The organism is Tabrizicola sp. T74, assembly GCF_057219935.1.
On the sequence record NZ_JBXVVT010000001.1, the window covers coordinates 835,827 to 858,896 of the forward strand.

A 23,070-nucleotide genomic window follows, 5' to 3' on the forward strand; every position below is an offset into this window, starting at 1 on the left:
CATGAAGGTCACCGTCATCGGGGCCGGGGTCATCGGCCTATCTGCGGCCCTGATGGCGCAGGCGCGCGGGTTGTCGGTTACGGTTGTAGACCGTGAGGGTCCGGCGGCGGGCGCCTCGGCTGGGAACGCCGGGGCCTTTGCCTTTACCGACATCCTGCCGCTTGCGTCCCCCGGCATCCTGCAGAAGGCGCCGAAGTGGCTTTTGGACCCGCTCGGCCCGCTGACGATCCCGCCCGCCTATGCGCTGCAGATCACGCCGTGGCTATACCGATTCTGGCGGGCCTGCTCGCCCCGGGCCGTTGCGGCCTCCACCACCGCGCAGACGGCGCTGATGGACCTGTCCCGGGCCGAGTTAGAGCCGTCTCTGGCGGCAACTGGGACGCTTCCGATGCTACGCAAGGATGGCAATCTGCAGGTCTATGAGAGCGAGGCGGAGTTCCAGGCGTCACTGCCCGGGTGGGAGGCGCGGACGGCGCATGGGATCGAGTTCCGGCATATGGGGCCGGAGGAGATGGCGACGCTGCAGCCCGGTCTTTCGCCGCGGTTCATCAAAGGGACCTTCACCCCCGGATGGTGGTCCATCGCTGATCCTAAGCTGTATGTACAGGCCTTGGCCGACCGCTTCGTGGCGCAAGGCGGTACGATCTTGCGGGCGGAGGTCCTGGGCCTGAATCCTCAGGATGGACGTGTGTCCATACAGACCACTGGAGCGCCGCTGGTGGCCGACAAGGTCGTGCTTGCCGCCGGGGCCTTCTCACACCGCATCGCGGCGACGCTGGGAGAGCGCATCCCGCTGGAAACGGAACGCGGCTACAACACGACCCTGCCGCCCGACGCGCTGGACCTGCGCTGTCAGATCACTTTCGGCGGGCATGGCTTTGTCATCTCGCGCCTTTCTACTGGTATCCGAGTGGGGGGCGCGGTGGAGTTGGGCGGGCTGTCGCTGCCTCCAAACTACAAGAGGTCCGAGGCCATGTTGCGGAAGGCAAAGGCTTTTCTCCCGGGACTGAAGACCGAGGGCGGGAGGCAGTGGATGGGGTTCCGACCGTCGCTGCCGGACAGTCTGCCGGCCATCGGGCGTTCCCGGACGTCGCCGCACGTTGTATATGCTTTCGGCCATGGCCACCTGGGCCTGACGCAAAGCGCCGGGACCGCCCGGCTGGTGGCGGACCTGTTGACCGATGCGCCGCCTGCGATCAACCTTACCCCGTTCTCCCCGCAAAGGTTCTGACATGGCCGTATATACGTTTTCCTGCCTCGACGGGCACACCTGCGGCAATCCGGTGCGGCTGGTCTCGGGCGGCGGGCCCCGGCTGGAAGGGGCGACGATGCTGGAACGTCGGGCGCATTTCCTGAAGGATTACGATTGGATCCGGACCGGGCTGATGTTCGAGCCGCGGGGGCATGACATGATGTCGGGGTCGATCCTTTACCCGCCGACCCGGGCGGATTGCGACGTGGGGGTGCTGTTCATCGAGACCTCCGGCTGTCTGCCGATGTGTGGGCATGGGCTGATCGGGACGGTGACGATGGGGCTGGAGAACGGGCTGATTGCTCCGCGCGAACCGGGGCGGCTGGCGGTGGATGCTCCGGCTGGGCGGGTCGAGGTTTCGTATATACAGGACGGGCGGTTTGTCGAGGAAGTGCGGCTGACGAACGTGCCGGGTTTCCTTTATGCAGAAGGCCTTACGGCAGAGGTCGAGGGTCTGGGCGAGGTCGTGGTGGACGTGGCCTATGGCGGGAACTTCTATGCCATCGTCGAGCCGCAGAAGGCCTTCCGCGACATGGCGGACCACACGGCGGGGGAGCTGGTGGGGTGGTCGCCGAAGCTGCGGGCCGCGCTGAATGCGAAGTATGAGTTCGTGCATCCCGAGCATCCGCAGATCCGGGGGCTGAGCCATATCCTGTGGACGGGCAAGCCGACGGTGCCGGGGGCGCACGCGCGTAACGCCGTGTTTTATGGGGAAAAGGCGATTGACCGCAGCCCCTGCGGGACGGGGACCTCGGCGCGGATGGCGCAGCTGGCGGCGAAGGGGAAGCTGGCCGTGGGGGACGAGTTCCACCACGAGAGCATCATCGGCTCGATCTTCAAGGGGCGGGTCGAGGCTTCTGTCACCGTTGCCGGGAGGGAGGCGATTGTGCCATCCATCGCCGGTTGGGCGCGGCAGACGGGGATCAATACGATCTTCATCGACGACCGCGATCCGTTTGCGCATGGGTTCGTGGTGAAGTGACGCCGGGTGCGGCGTTCGGTGTGTTAGATCAAGGGGTTGGCTGTAGATACGGCGTCTTCTTTGCGTCTACATCGCGTCTACGCCCCATGCATACGCGCGTATGTACGGGGGGTCGTTAACCATCCGTCGCGAATCGGGGCTGGCCGGGTGCCCCCCACCCCCGGCCCCTCCCCACGTTGGGGAAGGGGAGGCGCTTGGGGCTTCTGGTGCGCTGGGTTTGTGGGGGGAGCGCCTGGGGTGGGCGGGGGATGCCTCCGGCGGGGATATTTGGGGACATGAAATGGTATGGGGTTTCGGAGGGGGTGGGCTGGGTGCGGTGTGATAGGGTGAGGTGGTGTGGTTGAGGTTGGGTGATTTGGGATGAAGAAGGTTGTTGTCGGTGTCGCCTTGGTTGCACTGGCATTCCTGGCGCTTCGTGGATGCGTTGGCACAAGCTGGAACCAGCGGCTGACACTGGTGATCGAGACGCCTCAGGGCGAGGTGAGCGGGTCGTCGGTGACCAAAGTCTCATTTTCTCCAAGAAACAAGATCATCCTGCGCGACCTTGATGGTTCGACACTGAGGTTGAGAGGAGAGGCGGCGATGGTCGAGGTTCTTCCCGGCCGCTGGCTCTTTGCGCTTCTGCCGCATCAGGAGCGTCTGATCTACACCTATGTGAGCGACCAACAAGCGGATGGGCACATCGGCTTGGAGGAGGCAATCCCTCTGATCCGCGATCAGACTGAACCAATAGCGCTCGATCCAAACTCTAAGAGTAGCCTCGATCTCGCTACCCGCTACCCGATCCTGGTGACCTTCGACGACATCACGAAGCCCGAGACGGTGCGACAAGTAGACCCAAAGACCCTCGCGGCGGTGTTTGGGGACGGCGTTCGGTTGAAGGCGGTGACGCTGGAGATCACGGAGGAGGCGGTGACGGAGGGGCGGGTTGAGGGGGTACTGGGGTGGTTGGGGCCATATCCTGAACCACACCTGATTCCGGGTGATGGGCGCTCATCGGCGGCCCCATTTGGAATGACCGTCAGGCACGGCGATTTCATTCGACGTCCATAATGCGGCCCTGTCATACCCACGAAAGTGGGGATCCATCTGCCCAGCGTCTGGATCCCCGCCTTCGCGAGGATGACAGGCGGGAGGGTGTCGGGGTGAACCCCGACCTACGGGTCATCCCTTCGCCGAGAAGTAGTCCGCGATGGTTTTGGCCATGGCTTGGGAAATTCCGTCCACGGCTTGCAGGTCCTCGACCCCTGCCCGTGCCACGGCCTTGGCTGACCCGAAATGCTGCAAGAGCGCGCGTTTGCGGGTGGCTCCGATGCCGGGGATGTCGTCGAGGGGGGTGACGCTGACCGCCTTCGCCCGCTTGGCGCGGTGGGCGCCGATGGCCCAGCGGTGGGCTTCGTCGCGGAGGCGCTGGATGAAGTAGAGGACGGGGTCGTTGCGTTGGAGCGCAAAGGGGCGTTCGCCGGGGCGGTGGAATTCTTCCTTGCCGGCGTCGCGGTCGATGCCTTTGGCGACGCCGACCATGGCGATGTCTTCGACGCCCAGCTCGGACATGATCTCGGCCACGGCTGACACTTGCCCTGCCCCGCCGTCGATCAGGAGGAGGTCGGGCCACATGTCGGTCTTGCGGTCTGGGTCTTCCTTCAACAGGCGCTCGAACCGGCGGGTCAGGACTTCCTTCATCATGCCGAAGTCGTCGGAGTTGGCCCCGGCCTCGGACCGGATGTTGAACTTGCGGTATTGCGATTTCAGGAAGCCTTCCGGCCCGGCGACGATCATGCCGCCGACGGCGTTGGTGCCCTGGATATGCGAGTTGTCATAGACCTCGATCCGCTGCGGCGGGGCGTCGAGGTCGAAGGCTTCGGCGAGGCCCTGGAGGAGCTTGTTCTGGGTGGTGGACTCGGCCATCCGGCGGGCGAGGCTTTCGCGGGCGTTTCTGACCGCGTTTTCGACCAGTTCGGCCTTTTCGCCGCGCTGGGGGACGGCGAGTTCGACGCGGCGGCCTGCGCGGGCGGAGAGGGCCTCGGTCACCAGGTCGGGGTTGTCGACGGGGTGGGAGAGGAGGATCAGGCGGGGCGGGTCCTTGTCGTCGTAGAACTGGGTGAGGAAGGCCTCCATGATCTCCGGCTCCTCTGCCCCGGCGCCGGTCTTGGGGTAGAAGTCGCGGTTGCCCCAGGACTGGTTGGCGCGGATGAAGAAGACCTGGACACAGGCCTGGCCGTGTTCGAGGTGGAGGGCGACAACATCGGCTTCCGAGACGCCCTGAGGGTTGATGCCTTGCGACTGCTGGACCTGGGTCAGCGCGCGGATGCGGTCGCGGAGGGCGGCGGCGCGTTCGAACTCCATCGCTTCGGACGCGGCGGCCATGTCGCGGGCGAGGTCGGCCTGGACCGAGGTGGTCTTGCCTTCGAGGAAGCGCTTGGCGTCGTCGACGAGGCCTGCGTAGCCTTCGGGGGTGATCTTGGCCACACAAGGGGCAGAGCAGCGCTTGATCTGGTATTGCAGGCAGGGGCGGGTGCGGCTGTCGAACATCGAGTCCGAGCAGTTGCGGAGGAGGAAGACCTTCTGCAGCTGGTTGAGCGTGCGATTGACGGCGCCCGCGCTGGCGAAGGGGCCGAAGTACGCGCCCTTTTCGGACTTCTTGCCGCGGTGCTTCTTGATCTGCGGGAAGGGGTGTTCGGCCGAGATCAGGATGTTCGGGAACGACTTGTCGTCGCGCAGCAGCACGTTGTAGCGCGGCTTCAGCTGCTTGATGAGGTTCTGTTCAAGGAGGAGCGCCTCAAGCTCTGTCCGCGTGGTCAGGAACATCATCGAGGCGGTTTCGTGGATCATCCGGGCGATGCGGCCGGAATGGCCCGAGGGGCGGGCGTAGCTGGTGACCCGTGCCTTCAGGTTGCGCGCCTTGCCGACATACAGCACCTCGGAGGCGGCATTCAGCATCCGGTAGACGCCCGGCGAGCCGTCGAGCGTCTTCAGGTAATCCTGGATCACCTCATGTCCGGTGCGGGGTTTCTGGTCCATGGTTTACACTATGTCGATTCTCGGTTCCGGCTGCCACCATCAGGGGGGAGAGGCAAGAGGAAAGCTGTCCCCCGTTTCTGGGGATAACTTTGCGGAGAAGTTTTCGGGAGTGTTAAATTTCCGTTGTTTTCGGCCTGCTTCCTAAGGTTGCCTATTTTTTAGGCACATTTACAAGCTATTGATTTCAAAGAAAAGAATTTTGTCCCCGTGGCAAATCCCTGAAATTCCAAGCGAATTATGACGATGATGTGACGGCGGGGCGAGAAGTGGACAACTTGTCGCTGGAGCGTCCGTCAGGGCTATTCGACGCCCAGCACATCGGGGGTCTGCCAGCCAAGATGCTGGCCACCGTCGACGGCGATGAACTGGCCGGTCACGGCGGGGCTGTCGAGGAAAAATCCAAGCGCGGCGGTGATGTCGGCTGGGCTCGCGCCCCGGCCAAGGACAGTGGCGGCGCGCTGGCGGGTGAAGTGGTCGGCCGACTGGCGGGCGCCCTGCAGGGTGGGGCCGGGGCCGATGGCGTTGACGCGGATGTGCGGCGCAAGGCCTTGCGCGGCGGTCTGGGTCAGGGCCCAGAGGCCCATCTTGGCAATGGTGTAGGTGGAGAACTCGGGCGTCAGCTTCAGGATACGCTGGTCGATCATGTTGACGATCAGACACTGGGCGAGGGGTTCGCCATTGTCGTCGGTCAGCGCCGGGGGGCATTGCGCGGCGAAGGCTTGCGTCAGGACGTAAGGTGCGCGGAGGTTCGATTCGAGGTGGCGGTCCCAGCTGGTGCGGGTCGCGGTGTCGATGCGGTCGTATTCGAAGATCGAGGCGTTGTTGACCAGCACGGTGAGGGGCCCAAGCGCGGCAGTGGCGGCGGGGATCAGGGCCTGGGTTTCGGCCTCGATCAGGAGGTCGGCGCGGAAGGTCTGCGCCCGGCGACCCATTGCGCGAATTTGAGCGGCAACGGCTTCGGCCTCATCCGCCGAGGATGCATAGTGCACGGCGACGTCGTGGCCTCGTTGCGCGAGGTAGAGCGCCATGGCGCGGCCAAGGCGCTTGCCGGCCCCTGTCACCAGCGCGGTCATTTCGCCCGTCCCCCGCAGTCGCAGGACATTTTCCCGATCAGGGGGCGGTCGCATTTGGCGCAGCGCGGCGATCCTTGCCGTTTGCGCAGGGCCTTGGGCAGGGCAGAAGGGAACAACGCCCGTCCCACCAGCGCAATCAGGACCATGGCCCCCAGGAAGACGATGATGGTCTTCAGCAGCATCTAGAGACCATACCTTGCCCAGAGGGCCCTGTCCTCGACCGCGCCGAGGGTTTCGTCGACGAGGTTGAGGCCAAGGCGCTGGAACAGGCTGCGCTTGCGGCCGAGGGGGACGAGCTTGACCTTGTCGCCGTAGAGGGATTTCAGCTTGGGCACCAGATGCGCCACGCCGTCGGTCAGGCCCAGGTCGACCGACTGCTGGCCGACCCAGATGTCGGCGTTGAAGAGGTCGGCATCTTCCTTAAGCCGCTTCCCGCGTGAGTGTTTGACGTGATCGATGAAGGCCTGGTGGATCGGGGTCTGCAGGGCTTTCAAGCGGTCCACATCCTCGGGCTTCTGCGGCAGGAAAGGGTCGGCGAAGCTCTTGGATTTGCCGGCGGTCACGACTCGGCGTTCCACCCCTTGGCGCGCCATCAGTTCGGGGAAGCCGAAGGAGGCGAAGATCACGCCGATGCTGCCGACGATGCTGCTCTGGTCGACCCAGATGTCGTCCCCTGCGCAGGCGAGCCAGTAGCCGCCCGAGGCCGCGACATCCTCGACAAAGGCGTGGACGGGGATGTTCTTTTCGTCGGCGAGGCGGCGGATGCGGGCGGCGATCAGGCTGGACTGCACCGCTGAACCGCCGGGGGAATTGACCTGAAGCGCCACCGCGGCGGGCTTCATCTTGAAGGCCTTCTCGATCAGTGGGGCCAGTGCTTCGTCGTTCAGGCTGCGGGTGCCGGTACCAATGGTGCCCGACAGGCGGATCACCGGGACGATGGAGGGTTTTGGCAGGAAGGGGATCAAGCGTCTCATGCGACCAGAGGTAGGCCCTGTGGGGCTTGCGGGCAAGGGCGCGCAGAGGCACGCTGCAGTGATGATCGACAAGCTGGAAATGTTCATTGCGCTGGCGAAGGAACGGCACTTTGGCCGGGCGGCCGAGGTCTGCGGGGTGACGCAGCCCTCGTTGTCGTCGGCGATTCGACAGTTGGAGGATCAGCTGGGCGTGCAGCTGGTGTTCCGGGGTAGCCGGTTTCAGGGCCTGACGCCGGAAGGGCAACGGGTGCTGGACCGGGCTTTGGGTATCGTGGGGGATGTCCGTGCCTTGAAGGACGAGATGCGCGTGGTCCGGACGGGTCTGTCGGGAAACCTGCGGATCGGGGTGATCCCGACGGCGCTGCCGATGGTGGCCGACCTGACGGGGCCGTTCACGCAGAAGCACCCCAACGTGCGGGTGTCGATCCTGTCGCGGACGAGCGTGGAGATCCTGTCCGGGATCGAGGCCTTAGACCTGGAAGCGGGGATCACCTATCTGGACAACGAACCGCTGGGGCGGGTGTCGCAGGTGCCATTGTATACGGAGTTCTACCGGCTGCTGATCGCCCCGGGGTCCGAGATGGCCTCGCGGCGGCAGGTCAGCTGGGGGGAGCTTTCGACGGTTCCCCTGTGCCTGCTGACGTCAGACATGCAGAACCGGCGGATCGTGAACCAGCATTTGGGCGAGGCGGGGGTGACGGCTGCGCCGATGATCGAGTCGAACTCCACCATGGCGCTTGTGGCGCATGTCTTGACCGGGCGCTGGGCGTCGGTGGTGCCGAAGAAGCTGGCGGACATGTTCGTGGCGGATGGGCGGCTCGCGTCGATCCCCATCGTCGAGCCGGAGGCAGAGCATACCGTGGGCCTGATCGCGGCGCGGCGCGACCCGCAGACTCCGGTGTTGCAAGCGCTGGTGGACGAGGCGGTGCGGCTGTTTCGATAGCCTTTGTCTATTGATTGACGGGATATCAACATTGAAAATCCTATCGTTGCGGGCGTATACTTCGGTATGCCAGCCAGAGGTATGCCCGCATGCTCGATTCCAACGCTCAATCGGACCGGATCGCCGAGATCCTGGAGGCGCACAAAGGGCTTGAAGGGCCGCTGCTGCCGATCCTTCACGCGGTGCAAGAGGCGTTTGGCTATGTGCCCGACAGCGCGGTACCGCAGATCGCCAAGGCGCTGATGCTGTCGAAGGCAGAGGTGCATGGGGTTGTCAGCTTTTACCATGACTTCCGGTCGGCCCCTGCGGGCAAGCATGTGCTGAAGCTGTGCCGGGCCGAGGCGTGCCAGACGATGGGCGCGGATGCGGTGGCGGGGCGGATCAAGCAGGCGCTGGGCATCGACTGGCACGAGACGACCCCCGATGGCAGCGTGACGCTGGAGCCGGTGTTCTGCCTGGGCCTCTGCGCCTGCGGTCCGGCGGCGATGGTCGACGGGCGGTTGGTCGGTCGGGTGGATGAAGGCGTCGTGGCGGAGGTGGCGAAATGAAGGTTTTCGTTCCTCTGGATTCGGCGGCGGTTGCGCTGGGGGCTGATCGGATTGCCGAGGCCATCGTCGCGCAGGGTGCCGCGCGTGGGGTTTCTGTGCAGGTCGTGCGGAATGGCTCACGCGGGATGGTCTGGCTGGAGCCGCTGGTTGAGGTGGTGACGGAGGCGGGCCGGGTTGGGTTCGGGCCGATGACGCTGGCCGATGTGCCGGGGCTGTTCGGGGACCTGTCCTCGCACCCGAAGGCGCTGGGGCTGGTCGAGGAGCTGCCCTGGATGAAGGGGCAGACCCGGCTGACCTTCGCTCGGGTCGGCGTGATCGACCCGCTGTCGCTGGACGACTACAGCGCGCATGGAGGCCTCAAGGGGCTGGAGCGTGCCAAGGGCATGACCAAGGCCGAGATCGTGGCCGAAGTGACGGAGTCGGGTCTGCGGGGACGTGGCGGCGCGGGGTTCCCGACGGGGATCAAGTGGAAGACCGTCTCCGAGGCGGCGGGTGAGCAGAAGTACATCGTCTGCAACGCGGATGAGGGTGACAGCGCGACCTTTGCCGACCGGATGCTGATGGAGGGCGACCCCTTCACCCTGATCGAGGGAATGGCGATTGCCGGGCTCGCCTGTGGGGCGACCAAGGGGTATGTGTATATACGGTCGGAATATCCGGTGGCGATCCGGGTGATGGAGGCCGCCGTGCTGGTGGCCCGTCACGCCGGGGTCCTCGGCCAGCAGTTCGACATGGAAATCCGGGTTGGGGCGGGGGCCTATGTCTGCGGCGAGGAGACGTCGCTGCTGAACTCGCTGGAAGGCAAGCGCGGGGTGGTTCGGGCAAAGCCGCCGCTGCCGGCGTTGCAAGGCTTCATGGGGCGGCCCACGGTGGTCAACAACGTGATCTCGCTGGCCTCGGTGCCGGTGATCATGGCCAAGGGCGCGGCCTACTATAAGGACTTCGGACTGGGCCGGTCGCGCGGGACGATCCCGCTGCAGATCGCCGGGAACGTGAAACACGGGGGCCTCTATGAGGTCGCGTTCGGCCTGACACTGGGCCAGATCGTCAACGAGATCGGGGGCGGTACGGCCTCGGGTCGGCCGGTGAAGGCGGTGCAGGTGGGTGGGCCTTTGGGGGCCTGGTTCCCGCCGTCGCTGTTCGACACGCCCTTCGGGTATGAGGAGTTCGGCGCGAAGGACGGGCTGATCGGCCACGCGGGCCTGACCATCGCGGACGACACCACCGACATGCTGCAGATGGCCCGCTTCGCGATGGAATTCTGCGCCATTGAAAGCTGCGGCAAGTGCACTCCGTGCCGGATCGGCTCGACCCGTGGGGTAGAGACCATCGACCGGCTGGCGCGGGGCGATGCCTCGGCGATGCCGATCCTGACCGACCTTTGCAACACGATGAAACTCGGCTCGCTCTGCGCGCTGGGGGGCTTCACGCCCTATCCCGTCATGTCGGCGATCACCCATTTCCCGGATGACTTCGCCCGCGCGAAGGAGGCCGCCGAATGACCGAGAAGGTGAAGGGGCCAGCCTCTTACTTCCCGTCCATCGAGGCCAAGTATGGTCAGCCGATGAGCCATTGGTTCGACCAGATCAAGGACAAGCTCGACCTGCCGCATATGCAGATCGTCGCGTTCCTGAAGGACACCCATTCCATGGGCCACGGGCATGCCAATGCCATCGTCGCCCACCAGCTTGCCGCACGGAAAGGCTAACAAGATGAAAGACTTCATCATCCCCGACCGCGACTTCGGGACGCCCGCCGCGATGAGCAAGACGATGGTCACGCTGACCATCGACGGCTTCGACGTCACGGTGCCGGAAGGTACCTCCATCATGCGCGCGGCGGCGGAGATCGGGATTTCCGTCCCGAAACTCTGCGCGACGGACAGCGTCGATGCCTTCGGGTCCTGCCGGCTGTGTCTGGTGGAGATCGAGGGGCGGAACGGGACGCCGGCGTCGTGCACGACTCCGGTCGCGCCGGGGATCAAGGTTCACACCCAGAACGCCAAGCTGAAGCAGCTGCGGCGCGGGGTGATGGAGCTATACATCTCGGACCACCCGCTGGACTGTCTGACCTGTTCGGCGAACGGTGATTGCGAGCTGCAGGACATGGCCGGTGCCGTGGGTCTGCGCGATGTGCGGTATGAGGCTGTAGATACACACTTCAAGGTGAAGAACACCTCGGGCGAAGCGAACCCGCTGTATATACCGCGCGACGATTCCAACCCGTATTTCAGCTATGACCCGCAGAAATGCATCGTCTGCTCGCGCTGCGTCCGGGCTTGCGAGGAAGTGCAGGGGACCTTCGCGCTGACCATAGAGGGGCGCGGGTTCGACAGCCGGGTGTCGTTCGGGGCAAAGACGGACAACGCTTTGGCGTCGGACTGCGTGTCGTGTGGCGCCTGTGTGCAGGCCTGCCCGACCGCGACGCTGCAAGAGAAGTCGGTGATCGAGATCGGGACCCCCGACCGCAGCATCATCACCACCTGCGCCTATTGCGGTGTCGGGTGTTCGTTCAAAGCCGAGATGCGCGGCGACGAGCTGGTCCGCATGACGCCCTACAAGCACGGCAAGGCCAACCGGGGCCATTCCTGCGTGAAGGGCCGCTTTGCCTATGGCTATGCGACGCACCAGGACCGCATCCTGAAGCCGATGATCCGTGACAGCATCGATCAGCCCTGGAAGGAAGTGACCTGGGCCGAGGCGATGGAATTCGCCGCCGCCAAGATGAAGGGCATTCAGGCCAAGTACGGGCGGAATTCGGTGGGGGTCATCACCTCCAGCCGCTGCACGAACGAGGAAGCCTATCTGGTTCAGAAGCTGACCCGCGCGGTGTTCATGAACAACAACACCGACACCTGCGCGCGGGTGTGCCATTCGCCCACCGGCTATGGTCTGGGGCAGACGTTTGGCACCTCGGCGGGGACGCAGGACTTTGACTCGGTGGAAGAAGCCGACGTCATCATGGTCATCGGCGCGAACCCGCATGCGGGGCACCCGGTGTTTGCCTCCCGCATGAAGAAGCGGCTGCGCAAGGGGGCGAAGCTGATCGTCGTCGATCCTCGGCGGACGGAGACGGTGGAAGGCCCGCACTACAAGGCGGCACATCACCTGGCGCTGACGCCGGGGACGAACGTGGCGGTGGTTTCGGCCATCGCGCATGTGATCGTGACCGAGAAGCTGTACAACGAAGAGTTCATCCGCACCCGCTGCGACTGGGATGAATTCCAGGACTATGCCGAGTTCATCTCGGCCCCCAACCACTCGCCCGAAGCGGTGGAGCTGGTGACGGGCGTTCCGGCCGAGGAAATCCGTCAGGCCGCGCGGCTGTATGCGACCGGCGGCAATGCGGCGATCTACTACGGGCTGGGCGTGACGGAGCATTCGCAGGGCTCCACCACCGTCATCGGCATCGCCAACCTTGCCATGCTGACCGGCAACATCGGGCGGCGCGGCGTGGGGGTGAACCCGCTGCGGGGGCAGAACAACGTGCAGGGGTCCTGCGACATGGGGTCCTTCCCGCACGAACTGCCGGGCTACCGCCATGTGAAGAACCCCGAGGTTCGCGCGATCTATGAGAAGGCCTGGGGCGTGACGCTGGACCCGGAGCCGGGCCTGCGGATCCCGAACATGCTGGACGCGGCAGTCGAGGGGACGTTCAAGGGTCTGTATTGCCAGGGCGAGGACATCCTGCAATCCGACCCCGACACCCACCACGTCGCGGCGGGTCTGGCGGCGATGGAATGCGTGATCGTGCACGACCTGTTCCTGAATGAGACCGCGAACTACGCGCATGTGTTCTTCCCCGGGTCTTCGTTCCTGGAGAAGGACGGCACCTTCACCAACGCCGAGCGTCGGATCAACATGGTCCGCAAGGTGATGGCACCGAAGCAGGGCTATGCCGACTGGGAAGTGACCCAGATGTTCGCGAACGCAATGGGCGCGGGCTGGGGCTACACCCACCCGAGCCAGATCATGGAAGAGATCGCGATGACGACGCCGTCGTTTGCGGGGGTGTCGTATGAGAAGATCGAGACCATGGGCTCGGTCCAGTGGCCCTGCAACGACAAGGCGCCCGAGGGCACGCCGCTGATGCACATCGACGGGTTCGTGCGCGGCAAGGGCAAGTTCATCCGGACGGAGTATGTGGCGACGGACGAAAAGACCGGCCCGCGCTTCCCGCTGCTGCTGACGACGGGCCGCATCCTGTCGCAGTACAACGTCGGCGCGCAGACCCGGCGGACGGCGAACGTGGTCTGGCATGACGAGGACGTGCTGGAGATCCATCCGCACGACGCCGAGAACCGGGGCATCCGCGAGGGCGACTTCGTGCGGCTGGCCAGCCGGTCGGGCGAGACGACGCTGAGGGCGACGATCACCGACAAGGTTGCTCCCGGCGTGGTCTACACGACCTTCCACTTCCCGGGCTCGCAGGTGAACGTCATCACGACGGACTTCAGCGATTGGGCGACGAACTGCCCGGAATACAAGGTGACGGCGGTGCAGGTGTCACCGTCGAACGGGCCTTCGGAGTGGCAGAAGGAATACGAAGAGCAGGCCGCCCAGTCGCGCCGGATTCTGGCTGCAGAATGAAGGGCGCGCGGGCCACGCCTCGGCTGGTGTTCGGATCTTCGGTTGCGGCCGGAGACCGGGTGCTGCCCGAAGAGGTGGCCGTGGCGCTGTCGTTCAACGGGACGACGCAGGCGGTGATGATGGCGACGCCCTCGGACCTGGAGGATTTCGGGGTCGGGTTCGCGCTGACCGAAGGGATCGCACGGCCCGAGGAGATCCTGTCGGTCGAGGTGGTTGAGGTCGCGCGGGGCGTGGACGTGCAGGTCTGGTTGCGGCCCGAAGCCGAGGCGCGGCTTGCGGCGCGGCGGCGGGTGATGGCGGGGCCGGTGGGTTGCGGTTTGTGCGGGATCGACTCGATCGACCAGGCGCTGCGCGAGGTGCCGGGGGTGGCGCCGTCACGGTTTCGGATGACGCCGTCGCAGGTCTTGCAGGCGGTGGCGGCGCTGCCGGGGGAGCAGCGGCTGCATGATGCGACACGGGCGGTGCATGGCGCGGCGTTCTGGAACGGGCGGGTGATGCTGGCGCGGGAAGACGTCGGGCGGCACAACGCGCTGGACAAGCTGGTGGGCGGGATGGTCCGCGACGGCATCCGGCCGGAGGGCGCGGTGGTGCTGACGAGCCGGGTGTCCACGGACATGGTGCAGAAGGTCGCGATGCTGGGCGCGCCGATGGTGATTGCCGTGTCTGCCCCGACGGTCGCGGCGGTGGAACTGGCGGAGGCGTCGGGGATCACCCTGGTGGCGCTCGCGAAGGGCGACCGGTTCGAGGTCTTCTCCCATACGGACAGGATTTTGACGGAGGTGCCGCATGTCGGTTGAAAAGATCACGCGGATGGCGAACGACATCGCCAAGTTCATGGAATCGAAGCCGCATGACGAGGGCACGGCGCTGCTGGCGGCCCATATCAACGACTTCTGGGACCCGCGGATGCGGCGGCAGTTGTTCGAGATCCTGGATGCGGGCGGGGCGGGGCTGCGGCCGCTGGTCCTGGATGCGGCGGGGGCGATCCGGCGGCCCAAGGCCGAGGCGGCGTGAGACTGTCCACGGTGGACAATCCGGGATTTCCATTTTTTATCAATGACTAGCTTGTGGGCGTTCAGGGTCTGTTAACGGACTTTCTGAGTGCCGAGCTGGTGCCCCCCCACCCCCATCGTCGTGGCAGTGCCCCGACCCCCACAGAGGGGGAGGGGAGGCGCTTGGGGCGGCGGGGGTGCGGGACTGGTAACGGGGTCTCGGGCCGTGGCGTTGGCGCCTCCGGCGGGAGTATTTGGGAAAAGAGCAAATGGTGTGGGCGGGCGATTGGGCCGGGCCTCAGCGTTTCGGGGCGGGGTGTTCCTTGAGGACGCTGGAAAGATTTGCGCCGTAGCTGGACTTGCCGAAGACCTGGGCCTGGCGTTCCATCCCGGCGCGGTCGATCCAGCCCAGCTGGAAGGCGATCTCGTCCGGGGAGCCGACCTGCATGCCCTGGCGGTCCTGCAGTGTGCGGACGAAGTTGCCGGCGTCAAGGAGGCTGCCCGGGGTGCCCGTATCCAGCCAGGCAAAGCCGCGGCCCATGCGTTCGACCTGGAGCGATCCCTCGGCGCGGTAGTGTTCGAGGACGTCGACGATCTCCAGCTCGCCACGCGGCGAGGGCTTGATCTGTGCGGCGATCTCGGGCGCGCGGCCGTCGAGGAAGTAAAGGCCGGTGATGGCGAAGCTGGAAGGGGGGACCTTCGGCTTTTCGATGATCTGGGTGACGCGGCCAGACGCGTCGAAGGCCGCGACGCCGTAGCGTTCGGGGTCGGAGACATGGTAGCCGAAGACGGTCCCACCCGTGGGCTGCTGGTCGGCGCGTTTCAGCATTTCGGGCAGGCCGTGGCCGAAAAAGATGTTGTCGCCGAGGCACATGGCGGAGGGCGCGCCCGCCAGGAAATCGCGGGTCAGGAGGTAGGCCTGGGCCAGGCCCTCGGGCTTTTCCTGAATGACCCAGGTGAAGCTGATCCCCCACTGGCTGCCGTCGCCGAGAAGGCGCTGGAACTGCGGCTGATCCTCGGGCGTGGTGATGATCGCGATCTCGCGGATGCCGGCCAGCATCAGGACCGACACGGGATAGTAGATCATCGGCTTGTCATAGATCGGCAGAAGCTGCTTGGACACGCCAAGGGTGATCGGCCAGAGGCGGGAGCCGGTGCCCCCGGCGAGGAGAATGCCTTTGCGGGTCATTGGGTCAGCTCCTTAAGTACATCCGCCAGCCCCTCGCGCCAGTCGGGGCGAGGAACGCCGATAGTAAAGCAGTCGAGTCGAGAGTTCAGTGGGCGTCGGGCCGGGGTGGGATAAGCTTCAGTCGGGATGTCTTCGATCCGACAGTTGAGTCCAGCCTGCCGCATAATCTCCCGCGCGAAGTCGGCCCAACTTACATCCGGCGCACCCGAGTAATGATACGTTCCGCCTTCGGCGCCCAAGCTGCGCATAGTGTTAGCGATCCCGACCAACGTCCTGGCAATATCGCGCGCTGGGGTCGGTCCGCCAATCTGGTCGGCGACTACGCGCAGGACGTCTCGTTCGCGGCCGAGGCGGAGCATGGTCTTTACGAAGTTGTTGCCATGGGCGGAAAAGACCCAGGAGGTGCGGAGGATCAGGTGGTTGCCCCCTGCGGCGCGGACGCCTTCTTCGCCTTTCAGCTTGGAGCGTCCGTACGCACCCAAGGGGCCGGTTGGGTGGCCGGGGGTGAAGGGCTGGTCGCCGGTGCCGTCGAACACGTAATCGGTGGAGATGTGGAGGAAGGGGAGGCCTTTCGCTGAGGCGGCCTGTGCCATGGCGGTGGGGGCTTCGCCGTTGACGATGGTGGCGGCGGCTTCCTCGGTTTCGGCCTTGTCGACGGCGGTCCAGGCGGCGGCGTTGATGATGGCGTCGGCGTCATGCGCGGCGATGGCGGCGGCGCAGGCGGCGGGGTTCAGGAGGTCGGCTTCGTCACGCCCCAGATAGGTGGCGTCGGGGGCGAGGCGTTGCAGCTCGCGGGCGACCTGGCCGGTCTTGCCGAAGACGAGGAGTTTCAATTGCCCATCATCCTATAGACCAAGGTCCCAAGATATTCCTTGAGCCCCAGATTGAGCTCTTGCAGGTTGCGGTCAAGCCGCCAGATCCCCCGCCCATCTGCCAGATCGCCGGACCGGAAGTCCACTGGCCAGGCCACGATCCCGTTCCACCCTTCGCGCAGGAAGGTTTCGTGCGCGCGCGGCATGTGGAAGGCCGAGGTGACAAGGACCCAGGTCTCGCCCGGTTTCGGCTGCAAAAGGCCGTGTGTCCACTTGGCATTTTCGGTGGTGTTGCGGGAGACTCGTTCCAGTAGAATCCTTCCGGGCTCGATGCCAAGCGACACCCAGAGAGTGAACGCCATTTGGGAGGGGTCATTCGTGTCTTCGGCCCGCCCGACCCGCGCCGAGCCGCCGGTGAAGACCAGTCGCGCCTGCGGGAAGCGGAGCGCCAGAAGCGCGCCTTCGATCAGCCGTTCGCCGGCGTCATTGACCTGGGTGCCGCCGAAGTTGCGGTACGCGCCAGTGTCTTCGGCCCCGCCGAGGACGATGATCCCGTCTATGCGCGCCAGGTCCGGCTGGGCGGGGAAGGTTTCTTCCAGCGGGCGCAGGAAGAGGTCGCCCAAGGGGAAGATCGTCAACGCAAGGGTGCCTGCAAAGAGGATCGTGATGGCGGTCCCGGCAAGCTTGCGACGCCCGCGCCAGAGGCCGAAGAGCGCCAGAAGCATCAGCAGGAGCGCCCAGGTTTCGGCCCGTGCGGCCATGCCAATGGTCTTGGAGGCGATGAAGAAGAGGGTCTCCATCAGGCCTTGCCGAGGCGTTCGCCCACCCCTTTGCGGTCGAGGAGGGGCTGCCACCAGTCGCGGTTGTCGAGATACCAGCGGACGGTGCGGCGCAGGCCCTCTTCCACGGTGACCGAGGGGCGCCAGCCAAGCTCGTCGCGGATTCGGGAGGGGTCGATGGCGTAGCGGGCGTCGTGGCCGGGGCGGTCGGCGACGAAGGTGATCTGGTCTGAGTAGGGGGTGGCCTTGGGGGCCATCTCGTCGAGAAGGGCGCAGATGGTGCGGACGAGGTCGATGTTGCGGCGTTCGTTCTCGCCCCCGATGTTGTAGCTGCGGCCAAGCTGGCCCTTCTGAACGACCAGGAGCAAGGCGTCGGCGTGGTCTTCGACGTAGAGCCAGTCGCGGACGTTTTCGCCCTTGCCGTAGACCGGGATCGGTTTGCCGTGGAGGGCATTCAGGATGACGACGGGGATCAGCTTTTCGGGGAAGTGGTAAGGGCCGTAGTTGTTGGAGCAGTTGGTGAGGACGGTCGGGAGCCCGTAGGTCTCGGCCCAGGCGCGGACCAGATGATCGGAGGCGGCCTTGGAGGCGGAATAGGGCGAGCGGGGGTCGTAGGGGGTGTGTTCGGTGAACTGGCCCTCTGGCCCCAGCGAGCCGAAGACCTCGTCGGTGGAGATGTGGTGGAAGCGGAAGGTTTCCGGTTTCCCTTGGCGGGTCCAATGGGCGCGGGCGGCTTCCAGCATGTTGAAGGTGCCGGTGATGTTCGTCTCGATGAAGTCCGAGGGGCCGTCGATGGAGCGGTCGACGTGGCTTTCGGCGGCGAGGTGCATCACGGCGTCGGGGTTGTGCAGCGCGAAGATGCGGTCAAGGGCCGCGCGGTCGCGGATGTCGGCCTGTTCGAAGCTGTAGAGGTTGGAGTTTGCGACCGAGGCCACGTTGGCGGCGTTCGCGGCATAGGTCATGGCGTCGAGGTTGACGACTTCATGGCCGCGGCTCACGGCCAGGCGGACGACGGCGGAGCCGATGAAGCCGCAGCCACCGGTGACGAGGAGTTTCATTCGGAGGCCCCGTAGCGGAAGGGTTGGCCGATGGCGGAAAGGAGCGGCGCGCGGGCGTCCTTGTCGGAAAGCGTGGGGTCGGTCACGCCCCAGTCGATGCCGATGGCGGGATCATCCCAGCGGACGGCGCCGTCGTTTTCCGGGCTGTAGAGGTCGGAGCATTTGTACTGCACCTCGGTGTCGTCGGTGAGCGTCACGAAGCCGTGCAGGAAGCCCTTGGGCACAAACAGCTGGCGGCCGTTTTCGGGGGTAAGCTCGACGCCCACCCATTGGCCATAGGTCGGCGAGCCGGTGCGGATGTCGACGGCGACGTCCAGGATCGCGCCGCGCGAGCAGCGGACCAGCTTGTCCTGCGCGCGGGGGGGCGACTGGAAGTGCAACCCGCGGAGGGTGCCCTTGGCGGCGGAAAAGGAGTGGTTGTCCTGCACCCAGGGCAGGTCAAGGCCCGCGTCGGCCATGCGAGAGGCGTTCCAGGTTTCCATGAACCAGCCGCGCGCGTCGCCGAAGCGGCGGGGGGTCAGGATCAGGACGTCGGCAAGGGCTGTCGGCTCAATCTGCATGGGCAAACTCGTCAGGAACGGCTGGGGGAGACTTGCGACGAACCGACGCGCAATGCAAGCCGGGAGGACGGGGAAACAGTCTGTTTGCGGGGTTTTGCCGGGCGTGGTCCTGGGCTATCACGGGGGCCGGACATGTGGAGGGGGACCGGGAGATGACCCATCTGTGGGTGCGCGCCGAGCAGCGACCGAACGAGGAACGCGTCGGGCTGACGCCCGAAGGCGCGGCGGCGCTGGTCAAGGCGGGGATCCGGGTGACGGTGGAGCGGTCCTCGGTCCGGGCGATTGGGCTGGACGGGTATGTCGCGGCGGGGTGCGAGATTGCCGAGGAGAACCTTTGGCCCAAGGCTCCGGCAGACGCGATCATCTTCGGGCTGAAGGAGTTGCCGGAGGACGGGACGCCGCTGACGCACCGGCACATCATGTTTGGCCATGCCTACAAGGGGCAGCCTGCGGGGCGGGTGCTGTTGCAGCGGTTCAAGGCTGGGGGCGGGACGCTGTATGACCTGGAGTACCTGGTCGGCGAGGACGGGCGTCGCGTGGCGGCGTTCGGCTATTGGGCAGGCTATGCGGGCGCGGCGGTTTCGCTGAAATGCTGGGCGGCGCAACAGCGCGGCGGGATTGCGGGGCCGGTGCGGAAGGTGGCGTCGAAGGATGCGCTGCTGGCGCAGTTGGGGGAGGAGCTGGCGGGCCTCGGGCGGCCCAGGGCGATCATCATCGGGGCCTTGGGGCGCGTGGGGACGGGGGCTGCGGACCTGTGCACGGCGATGGGGGTCGCGGTGACGAAGTGGGACATGGCGGAGACCGCGAGCGGCGGGCCGTTTCCGGAAGTTTTGCAGCACGAGATCTTCCTGAACTGCATCCTCGCGCGGCCGGGGTGTCCGGTGTTTGTACCGGCCTCGGCGAAGACCGACGCGCGGAAGCTGACGGTGATCGGGGATATTGCCTGCGACCCGACCTCGGATTTCTCGCCCATCAAGGTTTATGACCGGGCGACGAATTGGGAGGCCCCGGCTTTGCGGGTGCATGACAATCCGCCGCTGGATGTGACGGCCATCGACAACCTGCCGTCGCTGATGCCGGTGGAATCCTCGCAGGATTATGCGGCGCAGTTGTTGCCGTCGCTGCTGACGCTGAAGGCTCTGGACCAAGGCGTCTGGGGGCGGGCGAGGGTGGAATTCGACAGGCATGTCGCGGGCGTGTGAGCAACGGATCATCCGGGGCCCAAATTCCTTGAGGAAGGAATTTGTCAAAAATCTTGTTTAAGATTTTTGGGTCCTGGGGGCAAAGGGGAGTGAGAGAATGACCATCCATTGGTGCGGCACGGGGCTGTCGTCGATTCCGGGGCTGCGGCGGCTGATCGAGGCGGGACATCCGGTCACGGTGTGGAACCGCACGGTCGAGAAGGCCCGCGCCGAGGTCGGCGACCTGACGCAGGACGTCCGGGCGTTCTCGATGGAGGCTTTGGCGGCGGCGCTGAAACCGGGCGATATCGCGGTGTCGATGCTGCCGGCGGACCAGCATGTTGCGATTGCGAAGCTCTGCCTGGAGAAGGGGGCGAATTTCTGCTCGTCGTCCTACATCGCGCCGGAGATGCGGGCGCTGGATGAGGAGTTTCGGGAAAAGGGGCTGGTGTCGATCAACGAGGTGGGCCTCGACCCCGGGATTGACCATCTGATGGCGCATGACCTGGTGGCGCGATATCGGGCCTCGAAAGCCTATCACAACGACAACGTGCTGAGTTTCACCAGCTATTGTGGTGGGGTGCCGAAAGAGCCGAACGCCTTCCGCTACAAGTTCAGCTGGGCCCCGGCGGGGGTGTTGAAGGCGCTGCGGTCTCCATCCCGGTCCTTGCGGCATTTCACCGAGCTGCGGGTGGCGCGGCCCTGGGATGCGATCAGCCGCTATGACGCCCCCCTGCCCCAGCCGGAGAGTTTCGAGGTCTATCCGAACCGCGACAGCTATCCGTTCATGGAGGAGTACCGTTTTGAGCCGCACTGGAAGGTCAAGGACTTCGTCCGGGGCACGATCCGGCTGAACGGCTGGGCCGATGCCTGGGCGCCGATCTTCCGTGAGATCGAGGGGCTGGAGGGGAAACCTCTGGCCGAGATCAACGCGGCGCTGGAGGCGCGGGCGGCGGCTCTCCTCAAGGACAACTCCTATGCCGAGGGCGAGCCGGATCGGGTGGTGCTGTTCGTGGCGTTGAAGGCGGAACGGGACGGCAAGCCGGTGTTCCACCAGACCTGGGCGATGGATGCCTGGGGCGATGTGCGCGGGACGGCGATGGGGCGGCTGGTGTCGGTGCCGGTGTCGCTGGCGATCGAGGCTGTGCTGACGCGCGAGATCCCGGCGGGGGTGCATGGCGCGCCGCATGACCCGAAGCTGCTGGCGCGGTGGCTGGATCAGGTGGGACACCTGGCGCAGTTCCTGCGGCGGATCGACCATCTGGCCTAGGCGGCGGAAGGGTTGTCATGAGCCTTTGACGTGACAGAGCCGCTGCCCTGCCCTATCATCGCCGGACGATCCGGGCAAACCGGGCAAGCGAGCGAGGCAGGACGTGGGCGGCACCAGCAACACGTCAAGGCGATTGGACCGGCTGGCCGACCGGCTGGCGGTGCTGGCTGCGCGGCGGGCGCGGGCGGCGGGTGGCTTTGTGTCGCAGCCCGAGCCGCGGTCCATCGGGCAGCTGACGCGCGGGCGGCAGCTGGTTTTGGGCAATGTCCTGCTGGCCGGGCACTTGGCCGAGGTGGCGGACGGTTCGATCTGGGACAGTGCGGCGCCCGACCCTGCCTTTGACCGGGCCGCGCAGGGCTTTGCCTGGCTGGATGACCTGGCAGCTTTGGGCACCAAGGAGGCGAAGGCGCGGGCGCAGGCCTGGACCTGGGACTGGATCGCGCGGTTCGGCGGCGGGCGGGGGCCGGGGTGGACTCCGGACCTGACGGGGCGCCGGATCATCCGCTGGGTGCATCACGCGACCATTCTGCTGAGCGGGCGGGACAAGGCGGAGAGCGAGGCGTTCTATCGGTCGCTGTCGCGGCAATCGGCCTATCTGGCCAAGCGCTGGCGCAGTGCGGCGGAGGGGTTGCCGCGATTCGAGGCGCTGACTGGCCTCGTCTATGCCGGGATCTCGCTGATCGGGATGGAAGCGCTGATCGGCCCGGCGTCGGAGGCTTTGTCGGCGGCCTGCGATACGGATGTCGACGCGGAAGGCGGGATTCCGACGCGGAACCCGGAGGAGCTTTTGGAGGTGCTGACCCTGCTGACCTGGTCGGCCAGCGCGATGAGCGAGGCGAACCTGGCGGTTCCCCCGGCGGTCAGGGCGGCGATTATCCGGATCACCCCGGCCCTGCGGACCTTGCGCCATGCCGATGGCGAGCTGGCGCGGTTTCATGGCGGGGACAAGGGGGAAGAAGGGCGTCTGGATCAGGCGCTGGCCTCGGCGGCTGTGCGGGCGGGGACGACCCCGGCGATTGCGATGGGCTATGCGCGGCTGCATGGCGGGCGGACGACGGTGATCGTCGATGCGTCCTCGCCTCCAGGCGGGCGGGCGGCGGAGACGGCGCATGCCTCGACCTGCGCTTTCGAGCTGACCTCGGGGCGGCGGCCCCTGGTGGTGAATTGCGGGTCGGGGCTCGCGTTCGGGCCGATGTGGCGGCTGGCGGCGCGGGCGACGGAGTGTCATTCGGTGCTGGCGATGGACCGGGTGTCCTCTTCCCGGCTGTATCCGACCGGCGAGGCGCTGCAGCATCGCGCGCAGGTCACGGCGACGCGGATGACCACGGGCAGCGAGGGGACGGACCTGTACCTGGCGCATGACGGCTGGGTCAGGACGCATGGGCTGACAGCAAGCCGGAGCCTGACTTTGAGCCATGACGGGCGGCGCTTGTCGGGGGTGGAGGCCTTGACCGCGCTGAAGGCGGATGCGCGGAAGCGCTTCGAGGATGTGATGACCGCGACGGCGATGGAGGCCGGGCGCTTTGCGGTGCGGTTCCACCTGCACCCGGATGTGGATGCGGCGCTGGATATGGGGGGTGCTGCGGTCTCGATGGTCCTGCGCAGCGGCGAGATCTGGGTGTTCCGGCACACCGGCACGGCGGACCTGGCGCTGGAGCCGTCGGCCTATCTGGAAAATGGGCGGTTGCACCCCCGGCCAAGCCTGCAAATTGTGCTGCGCGGCGAAGCGCGGGGGTTCGAGACACGGATAGGCTGGACCTTGGCGAAGGCAAAGGATACTCCGCTGGCGATCCGGGACCTGGAGGGCGTGGAGCCCGAGGACCCGCTGCCAGAGTGACAGGGGCATG

The 23,070-nt window shown here is 66.0% G+C and carries 22 protein-coding genes; 13 read left to right on the top strand and 9 right to left on the bottom strand.

Features of this window, described 5'->3' with window-relative positions; genetic code table 11:
* Position 1 precedes the first annotated feature (1 nt).
* The 3 genes from AC2EAL_RS04380 (at position 2) to AC2EAL_RS04390 (ending at position 3,287) form a co-directional block, all read left to right on the top strand.
* Positions 2 to 1,231 carry an NAD(P)/FAD-dependent oxidoreductase gene (locus tag AC2EAL_RS04380; protein WP_484722943.1) on the top strand — a complete coding sequence of 410 codons (1,230 nt, stop codon included), beginning with the start codon at positions 2 to 4 and terminating at the stop codon, positions 1,229 to 1,231.
* A 1-nt stretch (position 1,232) separates the two neighbouring features.
* A complete protein-coding gene (locus AC2EAL_RS04385) occupies positions 1,233 to 2,234 on the top strand; it encodes a 4-hydroxyproline epimerase (protein ID WP_484722944.1) in 1,002 nt (333 codons plus the stop codon).
* A gap of 360 nt (positions 2,235 to 2,594) precedes the next feature.
* Entirely contained in the window at positions 2,595 to 3,287 is a 693-nt protein-coding gene (locus AC2EAL_RS04390; protein WP_484722945.1) for a hypothetical protein, read from the top strand.
* Positions 3,288 to 3,398: 111 nt separating this feature from the next.
* Here AC2EAL_RS04390 and uvrC read toward each other — a convergent pair whose 3' ends face one another.
* The 4 genes from uvrC to AC2EAL_RS04410 form a co-directional block, all read right to left on the bottom strand.
* On the bottom strand, positions 3,399 to 5,255 hold the full coding sequence (uvrC, locus tag AC2EAL_RS04395; RefSeq protein ID WP_484722946.1) for an excinuclease ABC subunit UvrC: 1,857 nt from the start codon (positions 5,253 to 5,255) through the stop codon (positions 3,399 to 3,401).
* A 299-nt stretch (positions 5,256 to 5,554) separates the two neighbouring features.
* Positions 5,555 to 6,328 (bottom strand): SDR family oxidoreductase, encoded by a 774-nt coding sequence (locus AC2EAL_RS04400; protein WP_484722947.1) that lies wholly within the window; start codon positions 6,326 to 6,328, stop codon positions 5,555 to 5,557.
* Positions 6,325 to 6,510 (bottom strand): hypothetical protein, encoded by a 186-nt coding sequence (locus AC2EAL_RS04405; RefSeq protein ID WP_484722948.1) that lies wholly within the window; start codon positions 6,508 to 6,510, stop codon positions 6,325 to 6,327. Before AC2EAL_RS04405 ends, AC2EAL_RS04400 begins: the two co-directional genes overlap by 4 nt.
* Positions 6,511 to 7,302, bottom strand: a complete 792-nt coding sequence (locus AC2EAL_RS04410) for a S49 family peptidase (RefSeq protein ID WP_484722949.1) — start codon at positions 7,300 to 7,302, stop codon at positions 6,511 to 6,513.
* A gap of 61 nt (positions 7,303 to 7,363) precedes the next feature.
* Here AC2EAL_RS04410 and AC2EAL_RS04415 point away from each other — a divergent pair, with 61 nt between their 5' ends.
* From AC2EAL_RS04415 to AC2EAL_RS04445, 7 genes are all read left to right on the top strand, one after another.
* On the top strand, positions 7,364 to 8,245 hold the full coding sequence (locus AC2EAL_RS04415) for a LysR family transcriptional regulator (protein ID WP_484722950.1): 882 nt from the start codon (positions 7,364 to 7,366) through the stop codon (positions 8,243 to 8,245).
* Between the two features lie 89 nt (positions 8,246 to 8,334).
* Entirely contained in the window at positions 8,335 to 8,793 is a 459-nt protein-coding gene (locus tag AC2EAL_RS04420; protein WP_484722951.1) for a formate dehydrogenase subunit gamma, read from the top strand.
* Positions 8,790 to 10,295: a formate dehydrogenase beta subunit gene (locus AC2EAL_RS04425; RefSeq protein WP_484722952.1), complete on the top strand. Its 1,506-nt coding sequence runs from the start codon at positions 8,790 to 8,792 to the stop codon at positions 10,293 to 10,295. Before AC2EAL_RS04420 ends, AC2EAL_RS04425 begins: the two co-directional genes overlap by 4 nt.
* A complete protein-coding gene (locus tag AC2EAL_RS04430) occupies positions 10,292 to 10,501 on the top strand; it encodes a DUF4287 domain-containing protein (RefSeq protein ID WP_484722953.1) in 210 nt (69 codons plus the stop codon). The genes AC2EAL_RS04425 and AC2EAL_RS04430 overlap by 4 nt, the downstream gene beginning before the upstream one ends.
* A gap of 4 nt (positions 10,502 to 10,505) precedes the next feature.
* Positions 10,506 to 13,382 carry a formate dehydrogenase subunit alpha gene (gene fdhF, locus AC2EAL_RS04435; RefSeq protein ID WP_484722954.1) on the top strand — a complete coding sequence of 959 codons (2,877 nt, stop codon included), beginning with the start codon at positions 10,506 to 10,508 and terminating at the stop codon, positions 13,380 to 13,382.
* Positions 13,379 to 14,179, top strand: coding sequence for a formate dehydrogenase accessory sulfurtransferase FdhD (gene fdhD / locus AC2EAL_RS04440; protein WP_484722955.1), 801 nt, complete (start codon positions 13,379 to 13,381; stop codon positions 14,177 to 14,179). The genes fdhF and fdhD overlap by 4 nt, the downstream gene beginning before the upstream one ends.
* Positions 14,169 to 14,396 carry a formate dehydrogenase subunit delta gene (locus AC2EAL_RS04445; RefSeq protein ID WP_484722956.1) on the top strand — a complete coding sequence of 76 codons (228 nt, stop codon included), beginning with the start codon at positions 14,169 to 14,171 and terminating at the stop codon, positions 14,394 to 14,396. The genes fdhD and AC2EAL_RS04445 overlap by 11 nt, the downstream gene beginning before the upstream one ends.
* Positions 14,397 to 14,672: 276 nt before the next feature.
* On the opposite strand, the gene rfbA is transcribed toward AC2EAL_RS04445, so the two are convergent.
* The 5 genes from rfbA to rfbC are packed head-to-tail and all read right to left on the bottom strand — an operon-like array spanning position 14,673 to position 18,772.
* A complete protein-coding gene (gene rfbA, locus AC2EAL_RS04450; RefSeq protein WP_484722957.1) occupies positions 14,673 to 15,563 on the bottom strand; it encodes a glucose-1-phosphate thymidylyltransferase RfbA in 891 nt (296 codons plus the stop codon).
* Positions 15,560 to 16,396, bottom strand: a complete 837-nt coding sequence (rfbD, locus tag AC2EAL_RS04455; RefSeq protein ID WP_484722958.1) for a dTDP-4-dehydrorhamnose reductase — start codon at positions 16,394 to 16,396, stop codon at positions 15,560 to 15,562. The genes rfbA and rfbD overlap by 4 nt, the downstream gene beginning before the upstream one ends.
* The gene (locus AC2EAL_RS04460) at positions 16,393 to 17,175 is read right to left on the bottom strand and encodes a YdcF family protein (protein ID WP_484722959.1); all 783 of its coding nucleotides are present in this window, start codon (positions 17,173 to 17,175) and stop codon (positions 16,393 to 16,395) included. Before AC2EAL_RS04460 ends, rfbD begins: the two co-directional genes overlap by 4 nt.
* Positions 17,175 to 18,212 (bottom strand): dTDP-glucose 4,6-dehydratase, encoded by a 1,038-nt coding sequence (gene rfbB, locus AC2EAL_RS04465; RefSeq protein WP_484722960.1) that lies wholly within the window; start codon positions 18,210 to 18,212, stop codon positions 17,175 to 17,177. The genes AC2EAL_RS04460 and rfbB overlap by 1 nt, the downstream gene beginning before the upstream one ends.
* Positions 18,209 to 18,772: a dTDP-4-dehydrorhamnose 3,5-epimerase gene (gene rfbC, locus AC2EAL_RS04470; protein WP_484722961.1), complete on the bottom strand. Its 564-nt coding sequence runs from the start codon at positions 18,770 to 18,772 to the stop codon at positions 18,209 to 18,211. The genes rfbB and rfbC overlap by 4 nt, the downstream gene beginning before the upstream one ends.
* Positions 18,773 to 18,924: 152 nt before the next feature.
* Between rfbC and AC2EAL_RS04475 the strand changes: the two genes are divergently transcribed.
* The 3 genes from AC2EAL_RS04475 to AC2EAL_RS04485 all read left to right on the top strand — a co-directional run bounded on the left by AC2EAL_RS04475 (position 18,925) and on the right by AC2EAL_RS04485 (position 23,060).
* Positions 18,925 to 19,974, top strand: coding sequence for a saccharopine dehydrogenase (locus tag AC2EAL_RS04475; protein ID WP_484722962.1), 1,050 nt, complete (start codon positions 18,925 to 18,927; stop codon positions 19,972 to 19,974).
* A 97-nt stretch (positions 19,975 to 20,071) separates the two neighbouring features.
* On the top strand, positions 20,072 to 21,223 hold the full coding sequence (locus AC2EAL_RS04480) for a saccharopine dehydrogenase family protein (protein ID WP_484722963.1): 1,152 nt from the start codon (positions 20,072 to 20,074) through the stop codon (positions 21,221 to 21,223).
* Positions 21,224 to 21,326: 103 nt separating this feature from the next.
* A complete protein-coding gene (locus AC2EAL_RS04485; protein ID WP_484722964.1) occupies positions 21,327 to 23,060 on the top strand; it encodes a heparinase II/III family protein in 1,734 nt (577 codons plus the stop codon).
* The last annotated feature ends 10 nt before the right edge of the window (positions 23,061 to 23,070 follow it).

Excerpts from the sequence above, each read along its gene's own strand:
- AC2EAL_RS04380 (WP_484722943.1), top strand. The coding sequence starts at position 2 with ATGAAGGTCACCGTCATCGGGGCCGGGGTCATCGGCCTATCTGCGGCC.
- AC2EAL_RS04385 (WP_484722944.1), top strand. The coding sequence starts at position 1,233 with ATGGCCGTATATACGTTTTCCTGCCTCGACGGGCACACCTGCGGCAAT.
- AC2EAL_RS04390 (WP_484722945.1), top strand. The coding sequence starts at position 2,595 with ATGAAGAAGGTTGTTGTCGGTGTCGCCTTGGTTGCACTGGCATTCCTG.
- uvrC (WP_484722946.1), bottom strand. The coding sequence starts at position 5,255 with ATGGACCAGAAACCCCGCACCGGACATGAGGTGATCCAGGATTACCTG.
- AC2EAL_RS04400 (WP_484722947.1), bottom strand. The coding sequence starts at position 6,328 with ATGACCGCGCTGGTGACAGGGGCCGGCAAGCGCCTTGGCCGCGCCATG.
- AC2EAL_RS04405 (WP_484722948.1), bottom strand. The coding sequence starts at position 6,510 with ATGCTGCTGAAGACCATCATCGTCTTCCTGGGGGCCATGGTCCTGATT.
- AC2EAL_RS04410 (WP_484722949.1), bottom strand. The coding sequence starts at position 7,302 with ATGAGACGCTTGATCCCCTTCCTGCCAAAACCCTCCATCGTCCCGGTG.
- AC2EAL_RS04415 (WP_484722950.1), top strand. The coding sequence starts at position 7,364 with ATGATCGACAAGCTGGAAATGTTCATTGCGCTGGCGAAGGAACGGCAC.
- AC2EAL_RS04420 (WP_484722951.1), top strand. The coding sequence starts at position 8,335 with ATGCTCGATTCCAACGCTCAATCGGACCGGATCGCCGAGATCCTGGAG.
- AC2EAL_RS04425 (WP_484722952.1), top strand. The coding sequence starts at position 8,790 with ATGAAGGTTTTCGTTCCTCTGGATTCGGCGGCGGTTGCGCTGGGGGCT.
- AC2EAL_RS04430 (WP_484722953.1), top strand. The coding sequence starts at position 10,292 with ATGACCGAGAAGGTGAAGGGGCCAGCCTCTTACTTCCCGTCCATCGAG.
- fdhF (WP_484722954.1), top strand. The coding sequence starts at position 10,506 with ATGAAAGACTTCATCATCCCCGACCGCGACTTCGGGACGCCCGCCGCG.
- fdhD (WP_484722955.1), top strand. The coding sequence starts at position 13,379 with ATGAAGGGCGCGCGGGCCACGCCTCGGCTGGTGTTCGGATCTTCGGTT.
- AC2EAL_RS04445 (WP_484722956.1), top strand. The coding sequence starts at position 14,169 with ATGTCGGTTGAAAAGATCACGCGGATGGCGAACGACATCGCCAAGTTC.
- rfbA (WP_484722957.1), bottom strand. The coding sequence starts at position 15,563 with ATGACCCGCAAAGGCATTCTCCTCGCCGGGGGCACCGGCTCCCGCCTC.
- AC2EAL_RS04460 (WP_484722959.1), bottom strand. The coding sequence starts at position 17,175 with ATGGAGACCCTCTTCTTCATCGCCTCCAAGACCATTGGCATGGCCGCA.
- rfbB (WP_484722960.1), bottom strand. The coding sequence starts at position 18,212 with ATGAAACTCCTCGTCACCGGTGGCTGCGGCTTCATCGGCTCCGCCGTC.
- rfbC (WP_484722961.1), bottom strand. The coding sequence starts at position 18,772 with ATGCAGATTGAGCCGACAGCCCTTGCCGACGTCCTGATCCTGACCCCC.
- AC2EAL_RS04475 (WP_484722962.1), top strand. The coding sequence starts at position 18,925 with ATGACCCATCTGTGGGTGCGCGCCGAGCAGCGACCGAACGAGGAACGC.
- AC2EAL_RS04480 (WP_484722963.1), top strand. The coding sequence starts at position 20,072 with ATGACCATCCATTGGTGCGGCACGGGGCTGTCGTCGATTCCGGGGCTG.